24 protein-coding genes and 1 tRNA gene are annotated in these 25796 nt (G+C 66.5%); 16 read left to right on the plus strand and 9 right to left on the minus strand.

The annotated features are described in order from the left end of the window. The first annotated feature begins 251 nt into the window (after window positions 1-251). Both EF888_RS04260 and EF888_RS04265 read left to right on the plus strand, forming a co-directional pair. Window positions 252-506, plus strand: a complete 255-nt coding sequence (locus EF888_RS04260; RefSeq protein WP_109757604.1) for a hypothetical protein — start codon at window positions 252-254, stop codon at window positions 504-506. A gap of 171 nt (window positions 507-677) precedes the next feature. Beyond that, window positions 678-1202 carry a hypothetical protein gene (locus tag EF888_RS04265; protein WP_126918487.1) on the plus strand — a complete coding sequence of 175 codons (525 nt, stop codon included), beginning with the start codon at window positions 678-680 and terminating at the stop codon, window positions 1200-1202. A 68-nt stretch (window positions 1203-1270) separates the two neighbouring features. Here EF888_RS04265 and EF888_RS04270 read toward each other — a convergent pair whose 3' ends face one another. Together EF888_RS04270 and EF888_RS04275 are read right to left on the minus strand one after the other, a co-directional pair. After that, entirely contained in the window at window positions 1271-2260 is a 990-nt protein-coding gene (locus tag EF888_RS04270) for an IS1595 family transposase (protein ID WP_109757605.1), read from the minus strand. A 104-nt stretch (window positions 2261-2364) separates the two neighbouring features. Next, a complete protein-coding gene (locus tag EF888_RS04275) occupies window positions 2365-3054 on the minus strand; it encodes a VIT1/CCC1 transporter family protein (RefSeq protein ID WP_109757606.1) in 690 nt (229 codons plus the stop codon). A 76-nt stretch (window positions 3055-3130) separates the two neighbouring features. Here EF888_RS04275 and hemF point away from each other — a divergent pair, with 76 nt between their 5' ends. Next, window positions 3131-4021: an oxygen-dependent coproporphyrinogen oxidase gene (gene hemF / locus EF888_RS04280; protein ID WP_109757607.1), complete on the plus strand. Its 891-nt coding sequence runs from the start codon at window positions 3131-3133 to the stop codon at window positions 4019-4021. Between the two features lies 1 nt (window position 4022). Here the strand turns inward: hemF and EF888_RS04285 are convergent, their stop codons facing one another. From EF888_RS04285 to EF888_RS04295, 3 genes are all read right to left on the minus strand, one after another. Next, on the minus strand, window positions 4023-5357 hold the full coding sequence (locus EF888_RS04285; RefSeq protein ID WP_109757608.1) for a serine/threonine-protein kinase: 1335 nt from the start codon (window positions 5355-5357) through the stop codon (window positions 4023-4025). Between the two features lie 153 nt (window positions 5358-5510). Then, window positions 5511-6212 carry an SDR family NAD(P)-dependent oxidoreductase gene (locus EF888_RS04290; protein ID WP_109757609.1) on the minus strand — a complete coding sequence of 234 codons (702 nt, stop codon included), beginning with the start codon at window positions 6210-6212 and terminating at the stop codon, window positions 5511-5513. Between the two features lie 10 nt (window positions 6213-6222). Next, window positions 6223-7665: a HupE/UreJ family protein gene (locus EF888_RS04295; protein ID WP_241239796.1), complete on the minus strand. Its 1443-nt coding sequence runs from the start codon at window positions 7663-7665 to the stop codon at window positions 6223-6225. A 28-nt stretch (window positions 7666-7693) separates the two neighbouring features. Here EF888_RS04295 and EF888_RS04300 point away from each other — a divergent pair, with 28 nt between their 5' ends. Further along, on the plus strand, window positions 7694-8473 hold the full coding sequence (locus EF888_RS04300) for a DUF4198 domain-containing protein (protein ID WP_109757959.1): 780 nt from the start codon (window positions 7694-7696) through the stop codon (window positions 8471-8473). 226 nt (window positions 8474-8699) lie between these two features. Here the strand turns inward: EF888_RS04300 and truA are convergent, their stop codons facing one another. Continuing rightward, window positions 8700-9467: a tRNA pseudouridine(38-40) synthase TruA gene (truA, locus tag EF888_RS04305; protein ID WP_109757960.1), complete on the minus strand. Its 768-nt coding sequence runs from the start codon at window positions 9465-9467 to the stop codon at window positions 8700-8702. A gap of 221 nt (window positions 9468-9688) precedes the next feature. Here truA and EF888_RS04310 point away from each other — a divergent pair, with 221 nt between their 5' ends. The 10 genes from EF888_RS04310 (at window position 9689) to EF888_RS04355 (ending at window position 22121) form a co-directional block, all read left to right on the plus strand. Then, on the plus strand, window positions 9689-10390 hold the full coding sequence (locus EF888_RS04310; protein WP_109757611.1) for a response regulator transcription factor: 702 nt from the start codon (window positions 9689-9691) through the stop codon (window positions 10388-10390). Next, window positions 10375-11346, plus strand: a complete 972-nt coding sequence (locus EF888_RS04315) for a sensor histidine kinase (RefSeq protein ID WP_126918488.1) — start codon at window positions 10375-10377, stop codon at window positions 11344-11346. Before EF888_RS04310 ends, EF888_RS04315 begins: the two co-directional genes overlap by 16 nt. A gap of 67 nt (window positions 11347-11413) precedes the next feature. Further along, the gene (locus EF888_RS04320) at window positions 11414-11887 is read left to right on the plus strand and encodes a hypothetical protein (RefSeq protein ID WP_126918489.1); all 474 of its coding nucleotides are present in this window, start codon (window positions 11414-11416) and stop codon (window positions 11885-11887) included. A gap of 12 nt (window positions 11888-11899) precedes the next feature. Beyond that, the gene (locus EF888_RS04325) at window positions 11900-13159 is read left to right on the plus strand and encodes an imelysin family protein (RefSeq protein ID WP_109757614.1); all 1260 of its coding nucleotides are present in this window, start codon (window positions 11900-11902) and stop codon (window positions 13157-13159) included. A 46-nt stretch (window positions 13160-13205) separates the two neighbouring features. Further along, entirely contained in the window at window positions 13206-14750 is a 1545-nt protein-coding gene (locus EF888_RS04330) for a di-heme oxidoreductase family protein (protein ID WP_420902655.1), read from the plus strand. Next, the gene (locus EF888_RS04335; protein WP_109757615.1) at window positions 14750-15724 is read left to right on the plus strand and encodes an imelysin family protein; all 975 of its coding nucleotides are present in this window, start codon (window positions 14750-14752) and stop codon (window positions 15722-15724) included. Before EF888_RS04330 ends, EF888_RS04335 begins: the two co-directional genes overlap by 1 nt. Window position 15725: 1 nt before the next feature. After that, on the plus strand, window positions 15726-16781 hold the full coding sequence (locus EF888_RS04340; RefSeq protein WP_109757616.1) for a DUF1513 domain-containing protein: 1056 nt from the start codon (window positions 15726-15728) through the stop codon (window positions 16779-16781). A 40-nt stretch (window positions 16782-16821) separates the two neighbouring features. Next, on the plus strand, window positions 16822-17484 hold the full coding sequence (locus EF888_RS04345; RefSeq protein ID WP_109757962.1) for a dienelactone hydrolase family protein: 663 nt from the start codon (window positions 16822-16824) through the stop codon (window positions 17482-17484). A 168-nt stretch (window positions 17485-17652) separates the two neighbouring features. Continuing rightward, a complete protein-coding gene (locus EF888_RS04350) occupies window positions 17653-21657 on the plus strand; it encodes an AMP-binding protein (RefSeq protein WP_109757617.1) in 4005 nt (1334 codons plus the stop codon). Window positions 21658-21905: 248 nt separating this feature from the next. Then, the gene (locus tag EF888_RS04355; RefSeq protein ID WP_126918490.1) at window positions 21906-22121 is read left to right on the plus strand and encodes a hypothetical protein; all 216 of its coding nucleotides are present in this window, start codon (window positions 21906-21908) and stop codon (window positions 22119-22121) included. A 337-nt stretch (window positions 22122-22458) separates the two neighbouring features. On the opposite strand, the gene EF888_RS04360 is transcribed toward EF888_RS04355, so the two are convergent. Beyond that, window positions 22459-23055, minus strand: a complete 597-nt coding sequence (locus EF888_RS04360) for a cupin domain-containing protein (RefSeq protein ID WP_109757619.1) — start codon at window positions 23053-23055, stop codon at window positions 22459-22461. A gap of 173 nt (window positions 23056-23228) precedes the next feature. Between EF888_RS04360 and EF888_RS04365 the strand changes: the two genes are divergently transcribed. Beyond that, window positions 23229-24890, plus strand: a complete 1662-nt coding sequence (locus EF888_RS04365) for a winged helix-turn-helix domain-containing tetratricopeptide repeat protein (protein WP_164721565.1) — start codon at window positions 23229-23231, stop codon at window positions 24888-24890. Here the strand turns inward: EF888_RS04365 and EF888_RS04370 are convergent. Further along, on the minus strand, window positions 24851-25207 hold the full coding sequence (locus EF888_RS04370) for a hypothetical protein (protein WP_146202976.1): 357 nt from the start codon (window positions 25205-25207) through the stop codon (window positions 24851-24853). The genes EF888_RS04365 and EF888_RS04370 overlap by 40 nt on opposite strands. A 3-nt stretch (window positions 25208-25210) precedes the next feature. On the opposite strand from EF888_RS04370, the gene EF888_RS04375 reads away from it, so the two are divergent. Continuing rightward, a complete protein-coding gene (locus EF888_RS04375; protein ID WP_146202977.1) occupies window positions 25211-25534 on the plus strand; it encodes a hypothetical protein in 324 nt (107 codons plus the stop codon). Between the two features lie 185 nt (window positions 25535-25719). On the opposite strand, the gene EF888_RS04380 is transcribed toward EF888_RS04375, so the two are convergent. Next, a tRNA-Gly gene (locus EF888_RS04380) sits at window positions 25720-25794 on the minus strand. Window positions 25795-25796: the final 2 nt, after the last annotated feature.

Here is a 25796-nt window from a genome sequence, read left to right on the forward strand (position 1 = left end):
GTTCGGGCTGTCTGCGAAGGGGTGGCGGAGAGTCTCGACGCCTGAAACCCGGCGGCTCATCGTGTCAGAGCGCCGGGCCCGTAATTCGAATGATGTTCGCGACATGGCTCATCTTGGCAGGGCTTATAGGACCGGGGGCAGGGCAGGACAAGGCGACATTGGGAGGGGAGCGGGGCGCAACTTCGCGGGCGCTCGTTTCGTGACTCCCCGCGAGGCCGCTTCTTCAGGGCCTCTGACCAACAGGAGGAACCATGCGTCTTTTCATCACCGCACTCGCCGCGCTCGCTCTGGCCGGACCCGCCGCCGCGCTGCACGAGGATGGCAATTCGCCGGGCCAGATCGCCAAGGACAACCCGGACACCGTCGGTGACCGCAACGCCAACGGGCAGGCCAATGGCGGCGACTATTCTCCGGGCTTCTCGGCCAGCGTCGGCACCGACCGCGACGGCGACGGCCGGACGAACGGCAAGGACTATGCCCCGGGTCAGCACGACCACGACGAGTGACGGCATCGACAGTCGGGAGAAGCGGCGCCGTGCGGCGCCGTTTTCTTTTGGAGGTGTCCGCAAAACGTGTTGGTCAGCTATGTGGACGAAGCTGCGGTTTGCGGTCGGGCGACATTGGTGATTATCTCCAAATAGGAACAGTTTTGCCCCCCCGCTTAAGGCAAATAAGTCATGCGTTTCTTCATTGCAGGGATCTACAGTTTGCTGGCTTATGGTTTCACTTCGTCTCTTTTCTTTGGTAGACCTTTCCAAGCAATTGCTTTTTTGACGATCTGGAGAGATAGATTGGGACTGGTCTACTGGCCAGCGCTCCTTGTAGTTGCCATCATGCTTGCGGCTTTCCTCACCAAGTCCTCTCTCCGGTTCGGAATGCCACGTATTCTGCTTCCCGCTGTTTTTGTATTTATTTCCATGAGTTCCTCTGCTCTTCTGGTCGGAAGTTTTGCTGCAATCAGCCGCAATCGAATTGTTGAGGAGTTTAAACCCAATGTGGAAATGCGCTCTTCAATCTTCACTTCGCTTCGGTATGCACGGCAGGATTTCAAGTTTTTTCTACATGGCGCAGCATTAAAGAACTGCAAACCCTATGCCTGGAGTTACAGCAAGATGGCATTTTATGAACTACCGGCCAATGTGGCAGTAAATGTCCTGCCAACGAGCTGGATTGAAGAATGCAGCATTCAACGAACTCGCTGAGTTATCTATCTTGAGAGCAATCAGTATTGGCAGCTTTAGGGAAGCAGACCTCTGCCGCGCCACCAATTTTACGATGCGCGTACAACCTCTGCCGGTCGCACTCCGGCCAGCCGAACCTCCAACCAACGGATGTAACCATTCAGGTTCTTCGTGGCCGGTCCACAGAAGGGTCTGATGAACTTGCCGTAGCGGGCGTGAAGAGAGTTCACGTTCTGGATGTGATAGCAGCCAGCTGCCACACGAGTGCCCGGCCTGCTGCCGACCACGAAATGCACCAGGCCGCGTGCCGCCGCGAGACTCTTATAGCCATTGCCACCGTCCGAGCAGAGCACGGCATCGCCCGGCACCAAGGGTTGCATCGCGCGTTCTACCGTTCCGCGCTTGCGGTTGGGTAGGCGCTGGAAGAGGCGAGCGCCGCTACGGTCTGCGACGGTAAGAATGGGGGTTGCCACCTCGAAAGACCTCGCATCATTTTCAGCCCTTGCGTCGTGAAGTCTTCCCACCGCAGGCGCGGCGGCTGAATAACATTCTGCGGATCTGCTGTGGTGGACCCATTCGCGCGATCCTTTCCGAGATTCCCGCTGGTAGGTCTCATCCGCCTCGATGATCCCGGAGAAACTCGTCGCTACGCTTCTGCTCCCGATGATCGAGAACACGATCATCCGCCAGCGCCAGACCGTGTATTTGTTGAGATCGAGCTGCCTTGCGAGCTTGCGCACCGACTGCGGCGCGGAGGCGTCCAGCATATCCCTCAGCGCGACCAAGAACAGGTCAGGACGATGGATGCGGCCGATGGCGCTCCCTGTCCGGCCTGAATAGGTCTTGCGGCAGCCGCTGCAACGGTAGCGCTGGATCTTGGTTCGGGTGCGACCCCACTTCTGACGCCGCTCGTCGCCGCAGAAAGGGCACTTGTGTTCTCGGTTTGTCCGTGCCTCGATCTCCGAGATAGCTTCCGTTTTTCGTCGGATATCCCGGATCTTCGTTTGTGCATCCTCTATCTGGGCCGGGTTAAGATCGTCGAGGGCATCGAGAAAGCGGCGAAAATGGTGGTGTAGCACCGGCAACCTCCGTGGGAAACGCACAAGAATATCGGCTCTTCCGCGTCAAGGCGAAGCGAACCAACACGGTTTGCGGACACCCCCTTCCTTTTGGGGGCCGTGGCTCAGGCGGCGTTGAAGAACGTCCCGACGGCATAGGCGATGAGCGCCGCCGTGCCGCCGATGGCGAGCGTCTCGAGGCCCGAGCGCCACCACGGCGATAGCGACCAGTGCGACTTCAGCGCTCCCACGGCGAAGAAGGTGCAGGCGGTCAGCGCGATGGACCAGCGGAAGGCCTCGGGCAGACCCAGGACGAAGGGCAGGAGCGGGACCATACCGGCGGCGAGAAAAGCCGCGAAGGTCGCCCGCGCGGCGCGCATCGGATGCGGATCGACGGGCGAGAGGCCGCGCCCTTCGATCAGGAGCATGTCGATCCAGGCGCTGCGATTTCGCGCGATGGCCTCGGCGGCCTCGTCGAGGAGGCGTCCTTCGAGGCCCTTGTCGTGGAGGATCTTGCGCAGCACGCGCATCTCGTCGTCCGGGTGCAGGACGATCTCCTTGTCCTCGAGGTCGCGGAGGCGGCGCAGATCGTCGAGTTCGGCCTTGGTGCCGGCGTAGTTGCCCGCCGCCATCGAGAAGCCGTCGGCGAGGACGTTGGCAAGGCCGAGGACGAGGATGACGCGGGTCGAAAGGTCGGCGCCCACGACGCCTGCCACGATGGCGAAGGTCGTCACGGCGCCGTCGATGGCGCCGAAGACGGCGTCGCGCAGAAGCGAACGCCCGTCGCGTTCGGGCCTGGCGGTGGTCTCTGGCATGGCGTCTCGCCTCCTGCCCTTGGCGGTTTCCCCCGGATCGGCGTAGAAGGCAAGCCAGACAGGAACGGAGGGGACGATGAGCGACGACTTCGGCGACCGGAAGACGCGGGCCAGCGCCTGGTTCAGGGCCTTGCGGGACGAGATCGTGACGGCCTTCGAGGGCGTCGAGGACGCGCAGGTCGAGGGGCCGCTTTCGGACCGGCCGGCGGGCCGCTTCGAGGTAAGCGAGACTCGGCGGGCGTCGGAGGACGGCTCGGACGCGGGCGGCGGGCTGATGAGCGTGATGCGCGGCGGGCGCGTGTTCGAGAAAATCGGCGTCAACGTCTCGGCGGTCTACGGCACGCTGGGCGCGCGGGCGCAGGCGGCGATGGCGGCGCGCGGTGTGCCGGGGATGGCCGAGGATCCCAGGTTCTGGGCGAGCGGGATCAGCCTGGTGGCGCACATGCAGAACCCGCATGTTCCGGCGGTCCACATGAACACGCGGATGTTCTGGACGCCGCACGCCTCGTGGTTCGGGGGTGGCTCGGACCTGAACCCCTGCATCGAGTACGACGAGGACACGGCCGATTTCCATGCGGTCCAGAAGGCGCACTGCGACCGGCATGGGATGGAGATCTATCCGAAGCTGAAGGCCTGGGCGGACGAGTACTTCTTCGTGCCGCACCGTGGCCGCGCGCGCGGCGTGGGCGGCATCTTCTTCGACGACTGGACGACGGGCGACTGGGAGGCGGATTTCGCCTTCACGCAGGACGTGGGGCGCGCGTTCCTGGCCGCGTGGCTGCCGCTTGTCGAGCGGCGGAGGGGCATGGAATGGGGCGAGGCGGAGAAGGACGCGCAGTTGGTCCACAGGGGCCTCTACGCGGAATACAACCTCGTCTACGACCGGGGGACGAAGTTCGGGCTGGAAACGGGACACGACGCGAACGCGGTCCTGATGAGCCTGCCGCCGATGGCGAAGTGGGTGTGATCTAGCGCAGCGCGCGGCGCAGGTCGCGCGCCATGGCGCGCAGGTCGCCGCGGAGGCCCGACAGCGTGCCGCTGCCCGTTGCGGTGCCGGAGGACGAACCGCCGATTTCCTCGCCCGCGACCCAGACCTCGATCAGGCCTTCGGGCGGGCTGGGGGAAAAGTCGGTGAAGTCGCGGAGGTCGGCGTCCATCGCCTGCGCGACGAGGGCGGCGGCTTCGCGATCCTGTGGGTGGTAGAAGCGGACGTTGTCGCGGGTGATGGTCATGTTGACGTCCCGCACCTCGGCCGAGACGCCGGCCTCGCCGAGCGCGTCGGAGAGGAGCCCGACACGCTCGCCCGGGACGCTGCGCGGGGCGTGGAGGATGACGCGCACGTCGCTGTCGACGGGCAGGGGAGAGAGCGTCGGTTCTTCGGGGGTCGGCGCGGCTTCCACGACGATGTCTTCGGGCACCGTGCCGGTTTCCGCGGCCAGCCGTTCACGCAGCGCTTCGACCCCGGAATCCGCCGGCCCGCCGTCGGATTCAGCGAGGCGGGCGCGCAGGGCTTCGATGTCGGGGTCGACGGGCTGGGTGTCGGTAGCCTCGGTCTCGGCGGCGGCCACTTCGACGGGCTCGGGGACAGGCTCGGGCGGAGGACCGACGGCCGGGGTGTCGGCGGTCTCGCCCGGGACCGAGGGTTGCAGCCCGGCCGCGGTCCGGTCGGGTGCTGCGTCGGCGGTGGGGGCCTGCGGGGCAGGCTCGACCGCCGCGACCTCGGGCCGGGCAGGCGCGTCGATGGTGGTGGTCGAGACCTCGTCAACCGGCTCGACCGGGGTCGCGTTCCGGCCGTTCCACATCACGCCAAGCGCTATGGCCGCGACGATGAGGACGCTGATGATCCACTGAAGCGCTTCGCTGCGCCAGGACTTGCCCGCGACGACCGGCGTGGGCAGGCGCGTCTCGTCCGCAGGCACGAGGGCCGGCAGATTGGCCGCGCCGCGCTGCTGGCTCGGAGGTGGCTCGGACGACGGCAGAAGCTCTCGCGGCTGCTCGGGAGGGGCGATCAGCTCGGGGACCAGTTCAAGGTCGCCATCGTGGTCGGGCGCGTGGACGGCGTTGGCCGCAGGTTCGGATGTGACAGGCAGTGCTTGGCGCGCGCGGTTCTGCAGCGCCTGCCGGGCGGCGGACGCGTCTTCCTGCCGAGCGGCGGGCGTCTTTCTCTGCGGCGCTGGCGGATCGGACGTGTGCCTCTCGGCGGCCGCGGCGCGCCGCGCCCGGGCCTCGGCGACACGGTCGTAGATCGTGCCGCGATCTTTCCGCACGGCCCTGGCGGCCGGGCGGCGGTTTTCGGTGACCATCACTCGTACTCCTCGAACACAGGAAGTGTAGTGCAAATGTAAAGTCGGAACAGATGTATCTGGGAGCGCCCGCAAGCCCTTAGAATGACAGTCTGACTTGCTTACCCCTGTCAGCAACATTCAGGGGCGCGCTAGGGAATCACCCGAAATGCCCTATTTTCGCAGGGCAGGAAGCCCGATGCCCGCGGCCTCGAACCCGCCGTCGGCAGCGAGGCACTGGCCGGTGATGAAGCTGGCGCGGTCCGAGCAAAGAAAGACGATGGCCTCGGCGATTTCGCGTTCGCTTCCGTAACGGTTGAGCGGCAGCGCGTCGTGGTAGGCGTCGATGATGTCCTGCGTGTGGACGGCCATCGCGAGCTTTGTGCGGACGGGGCCGGGCGCCACGGCGTTCACTCGGATGCCGTATTCGCCCAGTTCGACGGCCTGCTGGAGCGTCAGGTGGATGACGGCCGCCTTGGATGTGCCGATGTTGACGATGGCGCCCTTCGTCCGCTTCAGCGCGGGGGTCGCGGCCTGTGAGACGAGGAAGGGCCCGTCGAGGTTCGTGGCCATGACGCGCCGCCAGCGCTCGAAGGTCGTCTCCTCGATCGGTCCGAAGTCGGCGACGCCGGCGTTGTTGACGAGAGCGTCGATGGCGCCGAAGCGGTCGAGCGTCTCGGCCACGAGGCGTAAAGCAGCGTCAGGGTCGGAGACGTCGGCCGGGATGGCGGCGACGTGGTCGAGCGGCGCGGCCGCGCGGTCGAGTTCGTCCTCGTCGCGGTCGATCATGGAGACCTGCCAGCCGTTCTCGAGGAAGAGCCGGGTGGTGGCGAGACCAATGCCGCGCGCGGCGCCGGTGACGAGGGCCGTCTTCATCGCGGGGTCCTCACGCGGGTTCGGGACCGCCGAGCGCCTGGAACCTCAGCGCGAGGGGCCAGACCAGGGCGAGTAGGATAGACAGGCCCCAGGCGCCCGCCGTGAAGGTGGCGACGATGCCGACGAAGAGGATGGCCGAAGTCGCCATGCCGGCGGCGTCGCGAAAGTCGTCGGCGGCGGGCTTGGCCAGCACGAGGGCCGTCAGGAGCGCCACCGGCACGAAGGCCGCGAGGGCGGTGGCGAGGCTCGGGAGGCCCCCCTCGGTGAGGTCGGTGAGCACGCCCCACGGGCCGGCGCCCGCGATGACCCCGGTGCGGTCGAGCACCCAGAAGGCGGCGATCACGGCAATGGCGGCCGAGACAGGGGCGGCGACGCGGCGGTGATACCACTCCCTCTCGCCGAAGAACATGCCGAGGATCAGCCAGGCCGAGGCGATGACCGCGAGTTGCCCTAGTTCGACGCCGACGTTGAAGCCGATGAGCTTCGGCAAGAAGTTCTGCGCCGAGAGACCGAAATCCTGGAGGACCGAGGCGAAGCCCAAGCCGTGAAGGAGGCCGAAGCAGAAGACCACGACGGGTCGCCAGGGGTGCAGCTTCCGCACGAAGATGTTCTCGATGCCGACATAGACGATCGAGGCCGCGATCAGGGGTTCGACGATGTCGGGCGAAAGCCGGACGATATCGAGCGCGCCGAGCGCCAGGGTGACGGTATGCGCCAACGTGAAGGCGGTGATTTGCCAGAGAAGGGGCGACAGGCGCAGCGACAGGAAAAAGAGGCCCAGGACGAAGAGGATGTGGTCGAGGCCCTTGGGCACGATGTGGTCGAAGCCGGCCGCGACGTAGTCGACGAAGGCCTCGGCGGGACCCTGATCGGTCGCGCCGGTGCGGGGGATCGGGTCGGACAGCGCGCCCGAGGTGAGGAAGCCCGCGTATCCGTTCTCGACGGTGCGCTGCCGGACGATCAGGGGGCCGAGGTCGCCGGTCCAGCCGATGACGAGCGGGTCGTCTCCGGCGGGAAGTGGTACGGACAGATCGACCGTCGAGATGCGCGCGATTTCGACGTTGCCGACCTCGGGCACCGTGACATCGACGAGTTCGGGGTCGAGCACGGTCTCGCCCGCTCGGAAGGTCAGTTTCTGCGACAGGTCGGGCCAGGCGGCGCGGAAGGCTTCGGCCATGTCCTCGGGCGGGAGGCTGCGGAAACGGAGGTAGTCCTCCTCGTTCGCCGCGTCGTTGGTGTTCTGGATGCCGTCGAGGTCGATCCCCGCGACGGCGGCCTCGATCATCCATTCGATGTAGACGCGCAGGCTGTCGCCCTCGATCTCGATGTCCATGACGCCGGGCTGGACCTCGTGGGATCGCGCAGGCGTGACGGAGATCAGGGTTGACAGCACCAGAGCGAAGATCACCCTCGCGAGGGCGGCGAACGCCGCGAATGAAGGAAGATTGGTCATGCGTTCCGTCCTCGTCCTGTTCCTGTGCATGGCATGTATCGCCAGCCTCGCCAATGCCCACGAATTCTGGATCGATCCCGTCGAGCCCGTGGTGCCCGAGGGTGGGGAGGTCGTCGCCAGCCTGCGCGTGGGACAGGCCTACGAGGGGTCGAGCTATGCCTACGTGCCGCCCAACTTCCGCCGGTTCGACTACGTCTGGCAGGGCGAGACGCGGCCCGTCGAGGGCGTGATCGGGGATCGGCCCGCCGCGACCGTTGCGGTCGAGGGCGAGGGGCTGATGGTCCTGATCCACGTCACGACGGACACCTTCCTGACCTGGGACACGTTCGAGATGTTCGAAAGTTTCGTGCGCCACAAGGACGCCGAATGGACGCTGGCAGAGCATGAGGCGCGGGGCATTTCCCACGAGAAGGTCCGCGAGGTCTATTCGCGCTATGCCAAGGCTCTGGTCGCTGTTGGATCGGGCGAGGGTGCGGACGCCGAGGCGGGGCTGCTGACCGAGCTGGTGGCGCTGGAGAACCCCTATACCGGCGGCGCCGAGGACGGTTTGCGGGTGCGCCTTCTCTATCAGGGCGCGCCGAGGGGTGACGCGCAGATCGAGGTCTTCGAGAAGGACGCGGCGGGCGTGGTCACGGTCTCGACCGTCCGCACCGACGCGGCGGGCGAGGCGGTCGTGCCCGCCGTGCCGGGCAGGAGCTACATGCTGGATGCGGTGGTGCTGCGAGAGCCCGCGGCCGACATCGCGGCGGCGAAGAATGTGTCGTGGGAGAGCCTCTGGGCGAACCTGACGTTCTACTTCCCCGAATAGGCTGTCAGACGTCCCGGTCGTCGCAGGGGCGGCAGAGGATCAGCACCTCGCGGAACATAAGGCAGGCGATGACGCTGAAGGTCGCGGCATCGGCCGAGATCGCGAACAGTCCTGACATGGTCCCACGCCTCCGTCACTCGTCACGAGTATGGAGGGGATCGTGCTCGGCGGTTTTGGCGATCCTTCGACGCGGGCAGGGCGAATCTGAGGCGGCGGCAGCGGCCGGTCAGGCGAAGGGGTTGGTCTCGTAGAGCACGTCGGTCAGGAACAGGCCGTCGGGTGGCGCGACCGGACCGCAGGCGGCACGGTCGCGGGCATCGAGCGCGTCCTTGACGCGGTCGGGCGTCCAGGTGCCGGCGCCGACCCGTTCGAGTGTTCCCACGATGGACCGGACCTGGTTGTGGAGAAACGACCGCGCACGGAGGCGGATCTCGACGATCGTGCCGGCCTCGGCGGGGCGGGTAGAGATGGCGATTTCGTCCAGCGTCTTCACCGGGCTCCTGGCCTGGCACATGGTCGACCGGAAGGTGGTGAAGTCGTGGTTGCCCACCAAATACGCCGCGCCCTCGCGCATGGCGGCGATGTCGAGGTCGCGCCGGATGCGCCAGGCCTGGCCCTGATCGAAGACGAGAGGCGCGCGGCGCAGGGCGATGCGGTAGAGGTAGCGCCGTTCAACGGCCGAGAAGCGGGCGTGGAAGTCGTCGGGGACGCGCGCGCAGGCGGTGATCGCCACGAGGTCCGGCCTCAAGTGGTGGTTCAGCGCCTCGGACAGACGGAAGGGGTCCCAATCCCGCGTCATGTCGATGTGCGCGACTTGACCCGTCGCGTGGACGCCGGCGTCCGTCCGTCCTGCGGCGGCGAGAGAGGGAAGGCCGGGCTCGAGCCGTGCGAGCGCCGCTTCGATGCGCCCTTGCACCGAGGGGGCGTGGTCCTGCCGCTGCCAGCCCGAAAAGGGGCTGCCCAGATACTCGATCCTGAAGGCGTAGCGTGGCATGGCGACGGCCATAGCCTGCGCCATCGTCCGGCGCAACGGAGCCCCGCTTGACCGCTGCACAGCCTCTGCACGAGGTCACGCGCGCATCTGCACTCCGGTTGTAGATATATTACCACTAGGCACGCATTTCACCCGCTGGGGGGCTCTGTCCCCTCGCTCCCCGGCGGGAACGCTCCTACCCTCTAACCCAACCTCATTCAGAGTCTGCGACCGTAGCTGTCATGAGTAACCAGACCATCCTTGTCGTGGACGACGACCCACAGATCCGAGAGGTGCTGGGCATGGCGCTGGAACGCGCCGGCTTCACCGCCGTGATGGCCCGCGACGGGGCCGAGGGGCTTGCGCAATCGCGCGCAATCAAACCGGCACTGGCCGTTCTGGACATCGGGCTGCCCGAGATGGATGGCCTCGAGTTGTGCAAGGCGATCCGCCGCGACAGCGACCTGCCGATCCTGTTCCTGACCGCCCGCGACGACGAGGTCGACCGCATCCTTGGCCTGGAGCTGGGCGGCGACGACTATGTCACGAAGCCGTTCAGCCCGCGCGAATTGGTGGCGCGCGTGCGCGCGATCCTGAAGCGGACGGGCGGAGGCAGATCGGCGCCCGACGCGCCCGACACGCTTCAGATCGGGCGGCTGTCGCTGGTTCCCGATTCCCACGTCTGCAAGGTGGACGACCAGAAGGTCACGCTGACCTCGACCGAAATCTCGATCCTGACGAAGCTCATGTCGCGTCCGACGCAGGTCTTCAGCCGGCCCGCTCTTGTCGATGCGATCTGGGGACCGGGGATGGTGGTGTCCGACCGCACCCTGGACAGCCACCTGCGCAACCTGCGCTCGAAGCTGGCCGATGCGGGCTGTCCCGACGCCATCGAGACGCTGCACGGCGTGGGCCTTCGGATGGGGCCGTGTCAAGGTACGTAGCGCCGAAGTGGCGTCCGCCCCTGATGCTCGTGCTCGGGGGGTCTTTGCTGGCGATCCTCGTCCTGCCGATCTATGCCGCGCTGATCGCGGATTTCCTGACGCCGCTGACCGGGCGGCGGAAGGCCGTCGTTATCGTGGCCGGAGGATCGTTCCTGGCCACCCTCGTGCTGGGGTGGCTTCTGTGGCGGCTGATCCTGTCGCCCGTGCAGGCGCTGGCGGCGAAGGCCGAGCATATCCGCGAGGGCGGCGCGCCTGACGCGCTCGACCATTACGGCACGCCCGAGATCGGCGAGCTGGCGCAGGCGGTCCTGGACATGGCCGAGGTGCTGCAATCGCGCGAGATGGCCGTGCGGGGCTATACCGACCACGTCACGCACGAGTTGAAGACGCCCCTGACCGCGATCCGGGGCGCAGCGGAACTGCTTCAGGCCGAGGAGCTTCCGCCCGGAGCGCAAAAGCTCGTGGCGACCATCGCGGGCGCCGAAAAACGCGCGGTCAAGCTTCTGGGCGCGGCGCGCCAGATCGCCGCCGCGCGGATGCCCGAACACCGGGGCACGACGCGGCTGAAGGATTGTCTGCCCGAGCTGCGCGGCCGCTTCGGCGCGATCCGCATCGACGTGGGCAACCAGGCCGAGCCGCTCCCGCTGGCGAAGTCAGGGCTGATGGTCGTCCTCGGCCACCTTGTCGAGAACGCTGTCGAGGCCGGGGCGCGTCAGATCGTGCTCGACACCGGACGAAACGGCGACGTGCCGTGGATGACGGTGACCGACGACGGGCCGGGTATCTCGACCGGAAACGCGCGGAAGGTGTTCGAGCCGTTCTTCACCACGCGACGGGATTCGGGGGGCACGGGCATGGGTCTTGCCATCGTGCAGACGCTTCTGCTGGCCCACGGCTGCCTTATTTCGCTGGAGGAAACGGGCGGGACGGGGACGCGCTTCCGCATCCAATTCTGAGCAATTTAATCAGGATTGACGAGCCCGAGTGTTTTTGTCAGGTTTGCCCTTGAAGGAGCAGGCCGACATGACCGTGCAAGATCATCCCCGCGGCGGTACGCCCGTCGGACACATGGGCGACCTGGGCGCGGTCGAGGCCGCGGCCGTGCATTTCCTGCGGCTCTGGGCCGATGGCCAGACGGGACGCGACGCCGCGGTCCGCGAACTTGTCGAGGCACTGGGCGAGAAGGCCGGGCTTGCGACGGCGCTGGCGTTCGAAGCCCTCTTCGACCTCTGCGCCCGGCACGGCCGTCGTCCCCTAATGCGGCACGACGTTCTCTGCGGCTGCCTCGGGGCCGATGAGGCCTGCTTCGCCACCTTCATTTCGGCCGCGGCCGAACCGGCCGAGGAGGACGCCATGCTGATGGCCTTCCTCCTGGTCCGCGCCGACCTTGCCCCGATCCTCGCCGGCCTCGCCCGAGATGTCGGCATGTCCCTGCGGCGCTTCGCTCTGACGAAGACGCGTGAACCGGCGCGGCTGCGCCTCAAGACCCTGCACTAGAAGGACGACCTCATGACACGACTGCTCTCTACTGCTGCAATTGCGGCCACCGCCTTTGCGAGCCCCGCGCTGGCTGGCAAGGCTGACGTTCTCGGCACCTATGCCGACATCGCCGCTGCCGCCTATGAAGACAGCCGCATCACCGCCGAGGCCCTGGAGACGGCCGTCGACACGCTGATCGCGACACCCTCGGCGGAGGCGCTGGAGGCTGCGAAGGACGCCTGGCGCGCGGCGCGGGTGCCGTATCAGCAGACCGAGGTGTTCCGGTTCGGGAACGCCATCGTCGACGACTGGGAGGGCAAGGTGAACGCCTGGCCGCTGGATGAAGGTTTGATCGACTATGTCGATGCGACCTACGGCGGCGCGACGGACGAGAACGATTACGCGGTGCTGAACGTGGTGGCGAGCCCAACCTTTACCCTGTCCGGAACCGAAGTCGATGCGACAGAGATCACGCCTGAGCTTCTGTCGGAGACGCTCCACGAGGCCGACGCCGTCGAGGCGAACGTCGCGACCGGCTATCACGCCATCGAGTTCCTGCTCTGGGGTCAGGATCTGAACGGCAGCGGGGCGGGCGCGGGAGCGCGGCCTTGGACCGATTTCGCGCAAGGTGACGCCTGCACCAACGGCAACTGCGATAGACGCGGCGACTACCTGAAGGCGGCGACGGAGCTTCTGGTGTCCGACCTCTCGTGGATGGCCGAACAGTGGAAGGATGGCGGCGAGGCGCGCGAGACGCTTCTCGCCGACGGGGACGCGGGCGTTGCAGCGATCCTGACCGGCATGGGCTCGCTGTCCTATGGCGAGCAGGCGGGAGAACGGATGAAGCTGGGCGTGCTTCTGAATGACCCCGAGGAGGAGCACGACTGCTTCTCGGACAATACCCACAACAGCCATTACTACGACGGCATGGGCATCCGGAACGTGTACCTCGGCGAATACGTCCGCGCCGACGGCAGCCTCGTGTCCGGCGAAAGCCTGTCGTCGCTGGTGGCGGAGGCAGACCCCGCCGTCGACGCGGCATTGACGGATGCGCTGGACCACACGATGGCGCGGCTTGGACGGATCAAGACCGCCGCCGAGGCGGGCTTTGCCTATGACCGGATGCTGGAGCGCGGGAACGACGCGGGCGAGGCGCTGATCATGGGGGCGGTCGATGCGCTTGTGGCGCAGACCTCGGACATCGAACGCGCCGTGACGGCCCTTGGCCTCGACGGGATCGGGTTCGAAGGGTCGGACAGTCTCGACAACCCCAACGCCGTGTTCCAGTAGGAGTTCGCTGGGCGGCGCTCCTGTCGCCGCCCGATTGACGGTGTTCATGCGCACGTTCTTCGCAACCCTTGCCATGGTGCTCGCCGCCGCCGCCAGTCCGGCGGCGGAGATCGCCATACTGCGCGATCTGCACCTGACGCCGGAGACCCGCACCAATGACGAAGCCGCGCGCATCGCGGCGGTGACGGCGCCGGCAACCGATTTCAGCCAGCCCGAGGCGTTCGAGGCCAAGCCGGCCGGTGCCGCGACCGTGCGCGCCCGCGACGACGCCGACGCCTTCTCGCTGCCCTCGGGCAACATCGGCTTCGAGGGTGAACTGACCTTCAAGGTCGGCAACGGGCTTTTCCGGAAGCTCTGGGTGTCGTCGCCCTCGTCCACGCTCGCGTCGGACGGGCTGGGGCCGGTCTACAACGCGCGGTCGTGCCAGCTTTGTCACCTGAAGGACGGGCGCGGGCATCCGCCGGAAGGACCGGAGGACAATCGCATCTCGATGTTCCTGCGGCTGTCGGTGCCGGCGGGCGATGCTCCGATGGACGAGATCGAGACCTACCTTGCGTCCATCGGCATCGACACGCCGCGCACGCGGCCTGAGCCGACCTACGGCGGCCAGCTTCAGGACCTCGCCGTCCCGGGTCACGCGGCCGAGGGACAGATGACGGTGGACTACGAGATGGTCGAGGTGGCGCTGTCCGGCGGCGAGACGGCCACGCTGCGGCGGCCGACCTATGGCGTCGAAGGGTTGGGGTATGGCGACCTGTCGCCGGAGGTGCAGCTTTCGCCCCGCGTCGCGCCTCAGATGATCGGGTTGGGACTTCTGGAGGCGGTGCCGGCAGAGGACATCCTGGCCCGTGCCGATCCGATGGACGCAGACGGCGACGGCGTCTCGGGCAGGGCACAGATCGTCTGGTCGGCCGCCCACGAGGCACCGATGCTGGGGCGCTTTGGCTGGAAGGCCGGCAATCCCACCATCGAGCAGCAGGGCGCGAGTGCGTTCCTGGGCGACATCGGCATCTCGAACCCGATGTTCGACAGCGGCGGCGGGGACTGCACCGAGGCGCAGGAGACCTGCCTCGGTGCGCCCCACGGCGACGGCGACGCGCGCGGGACCGAGATCGATGCCGAAGGTCTGGACCTCGTCACCTTCTACAGCCGGAACCTAGGCGTGCCCGCGCGCCGCGACATCGACGATCCGCAGGTCCTACGCGGCAAGGAGGTCTTCTACGACACCGGCTGCGCGTCGTGCCATGTTCCCAAGTTCGTCACGCACCGCCTGCCGGATCGCGAGCCGCAGAGCTTTCAGCTGATCTGGCCCTACAGCGACATGCTTCTGCACGACATGGGCGAGGGCCTGACCGACGGCAGGCCCGAGGGTGTCGCGACGGGGCGCGAGTGGCGGACGGCGCCTCTGTGGGGCATCGGCTTGACCGAGCAGGTCAACGGCCACACGTACTTCCTTCACGACGGGCGTGCGCGGTCGCTTCTCGAAGCCATGCTGTGGCATGGCGGAGAGGCCGAGGCGCAGCGCGAGGCCGTCGTGTCCATGCCGCCGGAAGACCGGGCGGCGCTGATCCGGTTCCTGGAGTCGCTCTGATGCGCGGACTTGTCCTGACCCTTGCCGTGACCCTTGCGCCCCTTGCCGGACATGCCGGGGTGGAGCAGGCGGTGGACGATCACATCCTGCCTGCCGTTGCTGCGTTTCAGGCCGATACGACGGCGCTTCGGTCGGCGGCCGAGGCCGACTGCACGCAGGAGGCGGTTCGACCCGCCTACCAGTCGGCCTTCGACGCCTGGATGGGAGTGGCGCACCTCCAGTTCGGGCCGCTCGAAGAGACGGGGCGCGGCCTTTCCATCGCGTTCTGGCCGGACGCTCGCGGCATGGTGCCGAAAGCGGTTGCCGGGCTCGTGGCGGAGGCGGATCCCGTCATCGACGATGCAGACGCCTTCGCGCAGGTCTCCGTCGCCGGGCGCGGGCTCTTCGCGATTGAGGCGGTGCTCTACGGCGAAAGCTACGACGCCGACGACTATGCCTGTCGCCTCGCGGTGGCCTTGTCCCGCGATCTTGCGCGCACGGGGCACGCGCTGGCGGAGGCGTGGGACGCATATGCCGAGATCCTTCGGACCGCAGGCGAGCCGGGAAACGCGGCCTACATGAGCGAGGCCGAGGCCACGCGTGAGCTCTATACGGCGCTGATGACCGGGCTCGAGTTCACCAAGGATCAGCGGCTGGGTCGGCCAATGGGCACCTTCGAGAGGCCCCGACCGACGCGCGCCGAGGCCTGGCGCTCGGGTCGGTCTCAACGTAACGTCGTGCTGTCGCTCGAGGCCTTGCGCGGTCTTGCGGCGGAGCTGGCCGAGGCGCCGGAAACGGACGCAGCTTTTGCCCGTGCCATCGCGACGGCCGAGGCGCTGGACGACCCGGTCTTCGCGGGCGTGGCCGATCCCGCGGCACGGTTCCGGCTTGAGGCGCTTCAGCAGGAGATCGCGTCCATCCAGACGGCGACCGCGACCGAGATCGGCGCGGCGCTCGGGGTGTCGCAGGGGTTCAACTCGCAGGACGGCGACTGACATGAGACGCCGCAGCTTCATGGGCGCCCTGTGTGCGGCTGGCAGCCTGCCGGCCTTCGGGTGGGCCGCGGCGGGCAGCCCGGCCTGGCTGGCGGCGGCGCGGGAGCCGGACGGGGCCTACGCCCTCTTCGGCATAGCGCGCGACGGCAGCGACCTGTTCCGCATCCCGCTTCCCGACCGGGGACACGCCGCAGCGGCGCATCCCACGGCGCCCGAGGCCGTGGCTTTCGCGCGGCGGCCCGGCACCTTCGCGCTTGTCATCGACTGTTCCCTGGGGACGGTCCTCCACCGGCTGGACGCGCCGGAGGGCCGCCATTTCTATGGCCATGGCACCTTCGTCGAAGGCGGGCGCGTTCTGGTGACCACGGAAAACGACATCGCGACGGGCGAGGGGCGGCTGGGGCTCTGGTCGCGCGACGAGGGCTATCGCAGGATCGGCGAGATCGCATCGGGCGGGGTCGGGCCGCATGATATCCTCACCTTGCCCGGCGACGTTCTGGTCATCGCGAACGGCGGCATCCTGACGGACGGCCGCGAGAAGCTGAACCTCGACACGATGCGACCCAACCTGAGCTACGCGACCGTCGCGGGCGGCGTGGACGAGACGGTCGAGCTTGCAGCCGACCTGAACCGCCTGTCGATCCGTCACCTCGCTCACCAGGATGAAACGGTTGCCTTCGCGATGCAGTGGGAGGGCGAGGAGACGGATCCCGTCCCTCTCCTCGGGCTGCACCGAAGGGGCGAGGCGCCGATGCTGGCGCGGGTCGGGCTTGCCGAGCACATGCTGATGAAGGGCTACGCGGGCAGCGTGGCCATTGCGGATGGGCTGGTCGCCATCACGTCGCCTAGGGGTGGACGGGTTCACCGCTTCGGCCTCGATGGAGTGTTCCTCGACGCGCATGACCGCGCGGACGTCTGCGGCGTCGCTCCGGGCGACAGGGGCATGGTGCTGAGCGACGGGCTGGGAGGGCTTCTGACACTTGACGCTTCTGGGCTGGCGCCGCTGTCGAAGGCCGATCGCGCCTGGGACAACCACATGGTGCGCGTGCCGGTTTGACCGGCTAGGGTCTGTGCGGACAATGCAGGAGGGCAACACCATGTTTACCCGGATCACCGCGTCGGACGGACACGAGTTTGATTGCTGGATCGAACCTGCACGGGGCGCGCGCAAGGCGGGAATCGTCGTGCTTCAGGAGATTTTCGGCGTTACCGACCAGCTGAAGGGCGTCGCCCGCATGTACGCCAGCCACGGCTACGAGGTCGCGATCCCGGCCCTGTTTGACCGGCAGGAGAGAGGCGCTGTCATCCCCTTCGGCGATGCGCCACGCGGGCGCGGGCTGATGATGGCGTGCGACCCGGACGCCGTCCTGCGAGACGCGGCGGCGGCAGCCGCGATCCTGAGAGCGAACGGCGGCAAGGTCGGCGTGATGGGCTTTTGCTGGGGCGGCGGGCTGGCGATCCGCATGGCGCAGGGCGATGACGTCGACGCGGCGGCGGCCTTCTACGGCACGCGGCTTCCGACCTACATGACGGCGCCTTTGAGGGTCCCCGTCCTTGCGCATTTCGGGGCGGAGGACAGCCATGTCCCGCCCGAGATGCTGGCGGAGGTGCAGGCCTTCTGGCCGGAGATGGAGACGCAGGTCTATGCGGGCGCGGGCCACGCTTTCGCCAACGAGGCGCGCCCGGCGGACTATGTCGCAGAGGCTGCGCAGACCGCGCACAGAAGCACGCTGGAGTTCTTTGAGCGGCATCTGGGCTGAGAGACTTTTGCCGCTTTCACGTTTGTCCCAAGGGTTTCACGGGCGCGCCCGTCCTGAAGGTGACAGGATGCAAGACCTGTGGCATTGCCGCCACTTGAGCATGCGCGTCGCGCTTAGTCTTCATGCTGTCACAAATCCGGTCAGTTGGCTGCATTAGGGTTACGGACCATGAACTCACACACCCGTCCCGTCGAGCCTCGCGACGCCGCCGGTCGCATCCGCGTTTCGCGGAACCAGCGCCGCTACGTCACGGCCGAGCTGTCGGGGGCGGGGTCCTACATGATCGGCCTTGGCCACAGGGTCGAGGGCCCTGCGGACCTGGGTGGCATTCAGCGGGCGTTTTCCGCGGTGGTGGCGCGGCACGAGGCCCTTCGGACCAGCTTCTCCCTGCGCAATGGCGAGATCGAGGGGCGCGTCGCCCCATTTCCGCGCTTTCGATTTGAGACGACCCGCAGCAATGGACGGTTCGAGGACTTCAGGTCCTGGGCCGTGCCGCTTGTCTTCCGTGACGTGGACGTGGGCGACGCGGCTTCGATGGTTCGGCTTCTGGTGGCCGTGGGAAACGATCACTGGCGCTTCACGGTCGCGATGCATCACGCCATCACCGACGGGTTTTCGCGCGGAACGGTGAACGAGGAATTGCTGAAGACGCTGGCGGGCGAAAGGCTGGCGCCGGTCGGGTCCTACTATTCCTTCGGCCCACCTCGCGCCTCGGCAAGCGACGCCGAAGCACTTGTCGACGGCTTTCCCGATCCTGCCCGCATCCCCGAAGACGGGGTTCTGTCGGAGGAAGCCGGCAGCCACCTGGGGCACTTCGTCGAGCGCAGCTTCACGCCGGGCGGAGCGGAGCTGAAACAGCTCGCGAGGGCCTGCGGCACATCCAAGTTCGGCATCCTGACCGCGCTCTATGGTTTGGGGCTTGCGGCCTTCACCGGCACACCGCGCGTATCGACCTGGTTCCAGACCGAGGGCCGGCAGGCTCTCGACGCGCCGCTCGGGGTGGTCGGGCCCTTCTCGAATACCTTGCCGCTCGATTTGTCGCACGAGGCGGGAACGCCCTTCGCGGCTCATGCCCGGGATCTGAAAGGCCGCTTCGGACGGATGGTCGAGAACGAGGCCGCGCCGCTGATGGAGACCTTGCTCGAGCGGGAGCAAGGGCCGTTCGTGTCGATCAACAAGTTTCCCTCGGCCCGACCCATGCGGGCGGGCGACCTGACGGTCGGGCCGCGCGAGTTCCTGGACCGGCGGACGGAATACGACCTGAACCTCGTGCTGACCGAAGAGGGCGAGAGGATCGTCGCGCGTGCCTTCTACGACGCGGAACACCTCTCGCAGGATCGTGCGGTCGCCTTCCTCGACCTTCAGGACAGGCTTTTCCGGGCGGCCCTGCGCGATCCGGAGGCCACCTGCGGGCAGATCCTCGCGGCGGCGCGACAGGATAGCGCCGTCGTCATTCCGCCGGTGGAGACGGCATGGCATGGGGCCGAGAGTCTGTGGGAGGTCTTCGAGAAGACTGCCGCGCGCGTCCCCGACGCGCCGGCGCTTCGGACCTCCGACGCCGACGTCACCTACGCTGCGCTGAGGCACGAGGCCGAGCGCATGGCCGCGTGCCTGCACGCAGGGGGCGTCGACCTGACCCGTCCCGTCGCCATCCATGCGACGCGCCGACCCACGATAGTGGCGGCGATGCTGGGCGTGTCCCGCGCAGGCGGCACCTTCGCCCTGATCGACGCGGCGCTGCCGGAGGATCGCGTCAGCGAGATGCTGGCGACGCTTGGCGCAAAAGCGATGATTCCGGCAGGCGGCGTCTGGGACGAGGGTTCGAGCGAGATCACGCTTGTCCGGCCGTCCGAGGCGGACGAAGCCCCGCCGCCCAGGCTGCCGTCCGGCGACCGTCCGGCCTATGCGCTTTTCACGTCGGGCACGACGGGGCGTCCGAAAGCGATCCTGCACCGGGCGCGGTCTTTGCTGCGCTTCGTGGAGTGGGAGGCTCGGGAACTCGCAATCGACGCGCCCGTGACGCTGATGCTTGCCGGGCTTTCGCACGATCCGATCATGCGCGACATCTTCCTGCCGCTGTCGACCGGGGGCTGCGTGACCATCCCCTCGGAGGACGAGATCGGCCGGCCCGAGGCTCTCGCGGCGCTGGCGCGGATGGCCGGGGTCAGCGTCCTGCACGTCACGCCCGCGACCGCGCTGCTGCTTTCCCTGTCCGGTGACGCGGGCGCCCTGGAGGGATGCCGCGCCGTCTTCTGGGGTGGCGATACCCTGCCGCCGTCGCTTGTGGGGGACTGGCGCCGGATCGCGCCTGACGCCCGGCAGTGGAACCTTTACGGTGCGACCGAGACTCCCCAGGCCGCGCTGATCGCCTTCCTGCCCGATGACCGAGAGAGGTCGCGCCGCGTGCCGGTCGGGCATCCCATGCCCTGGACCGGCGTCAGGATCGTCGATGGGGACGGTGCGCCCGTCGGTCCCGGAGAGTCGGGCGAAATCGTCATCGACCTTCCCGACCCTGTCGTCGGCGCCCGGTCGCTGAATACGGACGACGGAATGTCGCATCGGACCGGAGACCTTGGGTTCTGGCTGCCCGGACGCGGTGTCACGGCCATCGGGCGCGCCGATGCGCAGGTGAAGATCAACGGCCACCGGATCGAACCCGTCGGGATTGCCGCCGTGGCGATGCAGGTCGCGGGCATCGAGGCGGCGGAATGCCTGGTGGTCGGCGACCGCCCCGCGCTTCACCTCTTCGTCGCGGCGCGGGACGCCTCGGTCGTTCCGGCCGTTCGTGCGGCCCTCGCGCGCCAGATGCCGGCCTACATGCGGCCTGAAGGCATACACGTCCTCGCTTGCCTGCCTGTGACGAGGAACGGCAAGATCGACCGGGCGGCGCTGGCACACCACGTCCTGTCGCCGCCGACGCCTGAGAGAGGGGGCGAAGCGCCTTCGACCCCGGCTGAATGCGCCATAGCCGCGCTGTATGCCCGCACCTCGGGGCTTGCGGTGACGCGCCGCGACGTCTCGCTCGCCGACCTCGGCACCGACAGTCTTGGAACCATCGAGACGCGGATGGATCTGGAACGGAGCGGGCTGCGCCTTCCCCAGGGGTGGGAATGGATGTCGATCGCCGACCTGGGGCGGCTCTGGCCCGAAACCGTCCGCCCCACGAGGTTCGCGCCGCTCGAGGCCGCCCGGCTCGACAGCTTCATCCTGTTGCGGACCCTCGCCATCATCATGATCGTGGCGCAACACGGCAACGGGGCCGCGGTCGGCGGGGGATCGACGCTTCTGGTGGCGCTTGCGGGCTTTGCCTTCGGGCGACTGCAGCTTCCGTCGATCCTGGCGGACGGGCAGACGGGGCGGGTCTGGGCGCTGATGGCAAAGATCGCGATCCCGCTCATTCCGGTGGCCCTGGTCATCTACCTCGTCCACACGGTGGCACTTGGCCGCGACGTCGATCCGTCGGCCGTCCTGCTCTACGAGAACCTATCGCCCTTCCTGGCTCTGGCGGCGGGCGAGGATCCGACGGCGCGGCATCACATCATCTGGCTGTGGTTCCTGCACGCCTATCTTCAGTTATTCCTTGTCGTCGGTCTGGCCCTGTCCTTCAGGACGGTCAGGGAGAGGCTGAGGCGCGACCCCTGGCGCTGGATGCTCGCGGTCATCGTGGCGGCCGAGGCGGTGGCCGTCGCGACGGTGATCTGGGCCGGCGCGACACTCGACGATTTCGGGTCCGCGAGCGCGGTCCTTCGCCGCTGGCCGACGACGCTGTTTCCGCTTCTCCTGATCGGGATGCTCGCCGCCCAAGCGGACACCTGGCGTCGGGGCGTGGTCGTCGCGGGGATCATGGCGGCGCACGCCGTGGTCGTGGCCCTGATGCTCGGCGGGGACGAATATCTCTGGGTCGCGGGCCTGCTGGTCGTGCTGGCGCTGCCTGCGGTCCGGTTGCCGCGGGTCGTGTCGCTGGCCGTCGTCGCAATTTCGGCGAACGCGCTGATGATCTACCTGACGCACAAGCCGATGGAGTTCGTCCTCGAACTGACCGTAGGCCCTGTCGCGACAGTCGCCTATGTGGCCATCGCCCTCTGGGCGGGCGTTGTCGCTGGCCGGATCATGCGACCGATCCTGGACCAGCTGGGAGTGAACAGGCTCGCAAGAACACGGCTGTCTTTCTGACGTCTTGCTGGTGTGGTGGAGCGGGCTGGATCGAGCGTGTTCGTACCTGTCGCTCTCAACGTGTGCACTACACCTTCCGACATGACTATCATGGCCCGCGATGTAACCGAGGTGAGGTAACGGCGGTTGGTTAACTCAGGGAGATCGGTGCTTGGCGCGAGAGAGGTCAAACCTAGGCGACCTCGCTATTTTGCTTCAGCAGGCACCACCGCGCTGAAAGCGTCCCCGGCATGGGGATAGTGGAACTGATGACCGCGGACCTCGAAATCGCTGGGCTCGTGGGCTGCCAAGACCAGATAAATGGGCAGATCCGTTGGTTCGATCGATACGTCCACATAGCGGATGGGGTGTTCCTAATACTCCTCCGAACCCCGAACCACGAGTTCACCACCCTGGTAGACAGAAAGGATGTCGATGCGGGCCGGTGCCTTGATTTTTCAGCAGAAATTTCTAAGTTGCAGTGATGAAGATGGAAGCCCCCCTATTCCCCGGTGTTGGGGGGGTGCGAAGTGAGTTCCGTGGATTCTGGAGTATCCGACCAACTGTCCGCTACCTTCACAAGGTTAGTGTCAAGACGGCCTCTTTCTTGATTCCCTTAGGATTTTCTCGTGCTGGGTGATGCATCGTTCACATCCTGGCGTGTGAACGACCTCCTCTACGATCGTCAGAAGCCTTGGTCCTGACCGGTCAGCTGCTGGTAGTCGAGGTAGAGTTTCGTGATGCTGAGACATTGGATTTCTCTCACATATCCGGTGCAGTGGATGGTCGGCGCCTGGGAGGAGACGCCGACCGGTGCGCACCTCAGTTGAGGGTCGCGTCCTCGGCGAAGGGGCGCGACGGGTCGACGATGAACATGATCAGCTCGCGCAGATCCTCGTCTCCGGTGCTTTGGATTTCCATCGCCTGATCCGGAACGCCCGGCATCCTCGCCCCGGCATTCAGCACGTGCATTCCGTAAGGCGTGTGCTGGGTCAGTTGCCCCGACAGCACGAGAAAGGCCTCGGGGCCGGGATGGCTGTGGATGGTCGTCTTGGCGCCGACCGGCGCGGTGGCGTTGTTGATCCTCAGCAGGAAGCTGTCTGAATCGATCCGCGGAACCGGCCCGATCGCCGCGACCGGCGTACCCCCCATCTCCCCCGCCTTTCGGTCGGCCAGAGTGAAAAGCCACGCCTTGTCGTCGAATTCGGCGGCAAGAGAGTACTCGCCGGCGGCCGCCTCGGCATCGGCAACGCTGCCGAAATTCTCGACATGCCAGTACAGCTCTCCATCGGGTAGCGTGCTGACGTTTTTCTCCGCCATCTTGGTGACGACGAACTCTCCCTTGCTCTGGGCAAGGGCCGATCCTGCGGCGATGACGCCGATAGCGGTCGTGATCAGGGCAACTCTCAAAGTGCGCATTGTATCCTCCTGTCGGTCAATGGATCCGTGACACCGGCGAGAGATGCTTTGTCCTGCATGGGAAATCCGCGATACTTCGTGTGTCACACATTGCGAATCCGGCATGCATCCCCGCCGGTGTCTCGACTCGCCGATCTGTGCGAGCCATGTCAGGATTCCCAACGAGGGCCCCGGTGTCCCGAAACGAACCCGAAATCTGGACGAAATCGCCCGAACGCGTCTGGCTCGGCGCGCACTGGTTCGATCTGGACACTGGCGAGCTTCGCGAGGCGGACGGCACCTTGACCGATCTGCGCCGACAGTCCGTCGAAGTCCTCGCCTACCTTGTCCAGCGATCTGGCGATATCGTCGGAAAGGAAGACCTTGTTTCCGCGATCTGGTCCGATGTGGCGGTGACCGACGACAGCCTCGTCCAGTGTATCGGCGACATCCGTCGTGCGCTTGGGCCAGAGGGCCGCGACTGCGTCCAGACGGTCCGGCGTCGCGGGTACCGGCTGGTGCCGACTTTGCCCGCAACCATGTCCGGGGACGCACAGCGACGGAAGCGAAGGTGGCCGCTCAAGGCGGCAATCGTCTTCGGAACATTGGTCGGGCTGGTCGCCATCATCGGCTACGCCCTGACGGTCTTTCGAGCCGGACCGGATCACGCACCCATCCTTCCGGTCATCGCTGTCCTTCCCTTTTCGAATATCGATGACGATCCGGCGCAGCAGTATTTCGTGGACGGGCTGACCGAGGATATCACGACGGACCTGTCGCGCGTGTCTGGCCTCAGCATGATCTCCAGCGCCTCGACCTTCGCGCTGAGGGACGTCATGGGAACACCCGTCGAGATCGCTCATCAACTGGGCGCGGACTATGCACTTACCGGCAGCACACGCCGAGACAAGCGCCGGGTGCGCGTCACGGCCACCCTTGTCGAAGTCGCGACCGGGCAGAGCATCTGGGCGGACCGCTATGACCGCGACATCGGTGGCATCTTCGATCTGCAGGACGATGTCAGCCGGGCCGTGGTGTCATCCCTTGCGATCCGTTTGACGAACGATGAACAGGCGCGGTTCGAACGTCGGGAAGTGGTCAACTCCGACGCCTACGACCTTCTGCTGCGCGGTCTCCGGCCGCTGCGAACCTTCACGGACAGCGGCATCCTGGAGGCCCGAGACTATTTCCGCCGCGCCATCGACGTCGACCCGCGCTATGCCAGAGCGCACGCGAACCTGGCGCTGACCTACGCCACGTCGATTCTGTTCCGCCTGGGAGAGAACACTGACCGTCAGGACTTGGCGTTGAGCGAAGCAGAACTGGCGGTCGCGCTGGATCCTCGACTGCCGCAGGCGCAGTTCGCGCTGGCCGTGGTCTTGCTGTCCCGCCACCGCCACGATGCGGCGATCTCCGCCGCCCGGGAAGCGATCAGGTTGGAGCCGAGCAGTGCCGACGGCTACGCAGTCCTGGCGCAGACCTTGGCCTATGGCGGCGACAAGGAGGAGGCCCTGGCCGCCATTCGCACCGCGAAAAGGCTCAGCCCTCGATACACCTTCGCCTACCTGTGGGTGGAGGGACACATCCTGTTCCAGCTGCGCCGATACGACGAGGCCCGCGCGATCCTGGAAGACGTGGTCGCAAGGAACCCCGAAATGCTGCTCGGCAAGCTGACCCTGGCGGCGACCTACGGTCATCTCGGTCTTGCGGACGAGGCAGACTGGCTCGCCATGGAAATCCTCACGCTTTCTCCCGATCTGTCGGCGTTCGACGAGGGCAACGCGCTCCCGTTCCGAAGCAACGAGGACCGGGCGAACTACGTCGAGGGACTTCTTCTCGCCGGCATCACCGAGTAGTCAGCCAGGCTCGGAATGCCACTGCCGAAGCCGCCCAGCCCGTATGGAGCCAGGCCCCTAAGGGGGCCCGCAGGGCGTGCGTGAATTGAACAGGCGGCATGACCAACATTGGGGTTCGCTAAACCAAAATCCCACGCACTCAGCGTCCTGCCGAGTTTGTTGGAGCGGTCATCGATGTGTTCGATCGTCATCTTGAAGCGGTCGGAATCGAACACCGCAGCAAAGGCCTTACGAGCGACGAGGTTCGAAATCACTTGGGAAGCGATCTTCAGGTTCTCGGATTCGATGTCGAGGCAGGGATGCGGGCAGATCAGCATAAAATGAGGCCGGTGTTCTTCGGTGAGAACTCGAAACCAAGCCTGCAGTACGAGATCGATGCGTGGCATCCCGGCTGGGCCCCCGACTTGGAGATCGAAGCTGGGCGCGCCTGGATGGGCAATGAGGTGTATCGCGACCGGATCCAAGCGCTGGTCATGGTGGAACTGAACTATCTCTTCTTGGCGGTTCCGCTTGGCTATCGATACAAGAGCGGTGGCAGGAACACAGTGAGCCGTGACTATGCCAATGCAGTGTGGGTGTGTGACGCCCTTTACGGGCACTCAAGGATCACCATGCACTACTCGCTGTGCGTCATCGGCTACTGACGACGCGGGGCGTAGCTCAGGGGTAGAGCATATTCTGCCGAAGCTTGCTTCGTGCACCTTTGCCAAGCAGGGAACCCTCGCAGACGCACTCACCTCAATTGTGAACGTTCACACGAAAACGCGTGTTGCGATTGATCCAAGTCCCCCGGAGGGCTAACCTAGACCATTGTATGGCTTTGAAAATTTGGAGCGGGCGATGAGATTCGAACTCACGACCCTAACCTTGGCAAGGTTATGCTCTACCCCTGAGCTACGCCCGCGT

It is taken from the genome of Silicimonas algicola (genome assembly GCF_003970735.1).
Lineage (GTDB): Bacteria > Pseudomonadota > Alphaproteobacteria > Rhodobacterales > Rhodobacteraceae > Silicimonas > Silicimonas algicola.

Coding starts and splice junctions, on each gene's coding strand:
- EF888_RS04260 (WP_109757604.1), top strand. CDS start 252: ATGCGTCTTTTCATCACCGCACTCGCCGCGCTCGCTCTGGCCGGACCC.
- EF888_RS04265 (WP_126918487.1), top strand. CDS start 678: ATGCGTTTCTTCATTGCAGGGATCTACAGTTTGCTGGCTTATGGTTTC.
- EF888_RS04275 (WP_109757606.1), bottom strand. CDS start 3,054: ATGCCAGAGACCACCGCCAGGCCCGAACGCGACGGGCGTTCGCTTCTG.
- hemF (WP_109757607.1), top strand. CDS start 3,131: ATGAGCGACGACTTCGGCGACCGGAAGACGCGGGCCAGCGCCTGGTTC.
- EF888_RS04285 (WP_109757608.1), bottom strand. CDS start 5,357: ATGGTCACCGAAAACCGCCGCCCGGCCGCCAGGGCCGTGCGGAAAGAT.
- EF888_RS04290 (WP_109757609.1), bottom strand. CDS start 6,212: ATGAAGACGGCCCTCGTCACCGGCGCCGCGCGCGGCATTGGTCTCGCC.
- EF888_RS04295 (WP_241239796.1), bottom strand. CDS start 7,665: ATGACCAATCTTCCTTCATTCGCGGCGTTCGCCGCCCTCGCGAGGGTG.
- EF888_RS04300 (WP_109757959.1), top strand. CDS start 7,694: ATGGCATGTATCGCCAGCCTCGCCAATGCCCACGAATTCTGGATCGAT.
- truA (WP_109757960.1), bottom strand. CDS start 9,467: ATGCCACGCTACGCCTTCAGGATCGAGTATCTGGGCAGCCCCTTTTCG.
- EF888_RS04310 (WP_109757611.1), top strand. CDS start 9,689: ATGAGTAACCAGACCATCCTTGTCGTGGACGACGACCCACAGATCCGA.
- EF888_RS04320 (WP_126918489.1), top strand. CDS start 11,414: ATGACCGTGCAAGATCATCCCCGCGGCGGTACGCCCGTCGGACACATG.
- EF888_RS04325 (WP_109757614.1), top strand. CDS start 11,900: ATGACACGACTGCTCTCTACTGCTGCAATTGCGGCCACCGCCTTTGCG.
- EF888_RS04330 (WP_420902655.1), top strand. CDS start 13,206: ATGCGCACGTTCTTCGCAACCCTTGCCATGGTGCTCGCCGCCGCCGCC.
- EF888_RS04335 (WP_109757615.1), top strand. CDS start 14,750: ATGCGCGGACTTGTCCTGACCCTTGCCGTGACCCTTGCGCCCCTTGCC.
- EF888_RS04340 (WP_109757616.1), top strand. CDS start 15,726: ATGAGACGCCGCAGCTTCATGGGCGCCCTGTGTGCGGCTGGCAGCCTG.
- EF888_RS04345 (WP_109757962.1), top strand. CDS start 16,822: ATGTTTACCCGGATCACCGCGTCGGACGGACACGAGTTTGATTGCTGG.
- EF888_RS04350 (WP_109757617.1), top strand. CDS start 17,653: ATGAACTCACACACCCGTCCCGTCGAGCCTCGCGACGCCGCCGGTCGC.
- EF888_RS04355 (WP_126918490.1), top strand. CDS start 21,906: ATGACCGCGGACCTCGAAATCGCTGGGCTCGTGGGCTGCCAAGACCAG.
- EF888_RS04360 (WP_109757619.1), bottom strand. CDS start 23,055: ATGCGCACTTTGAGAGTTGCCCTGATCACGACCGCTATCGGCGTCATC.
- EF888_RS04370 (WP_146202976.1), bottom strand. CDS start 25,207: ATGCTGATCTGCCCGCATCCCTGCCTCGACATCGAATCCGAGAACCTG.
- EF888_RS04375 (WP_146202977.1), top strand. CDS start 25,211: ATGAGGCCGGTGTTCTTCGGTGAGAACTCGAAACCAAGCCTGCAGTAC.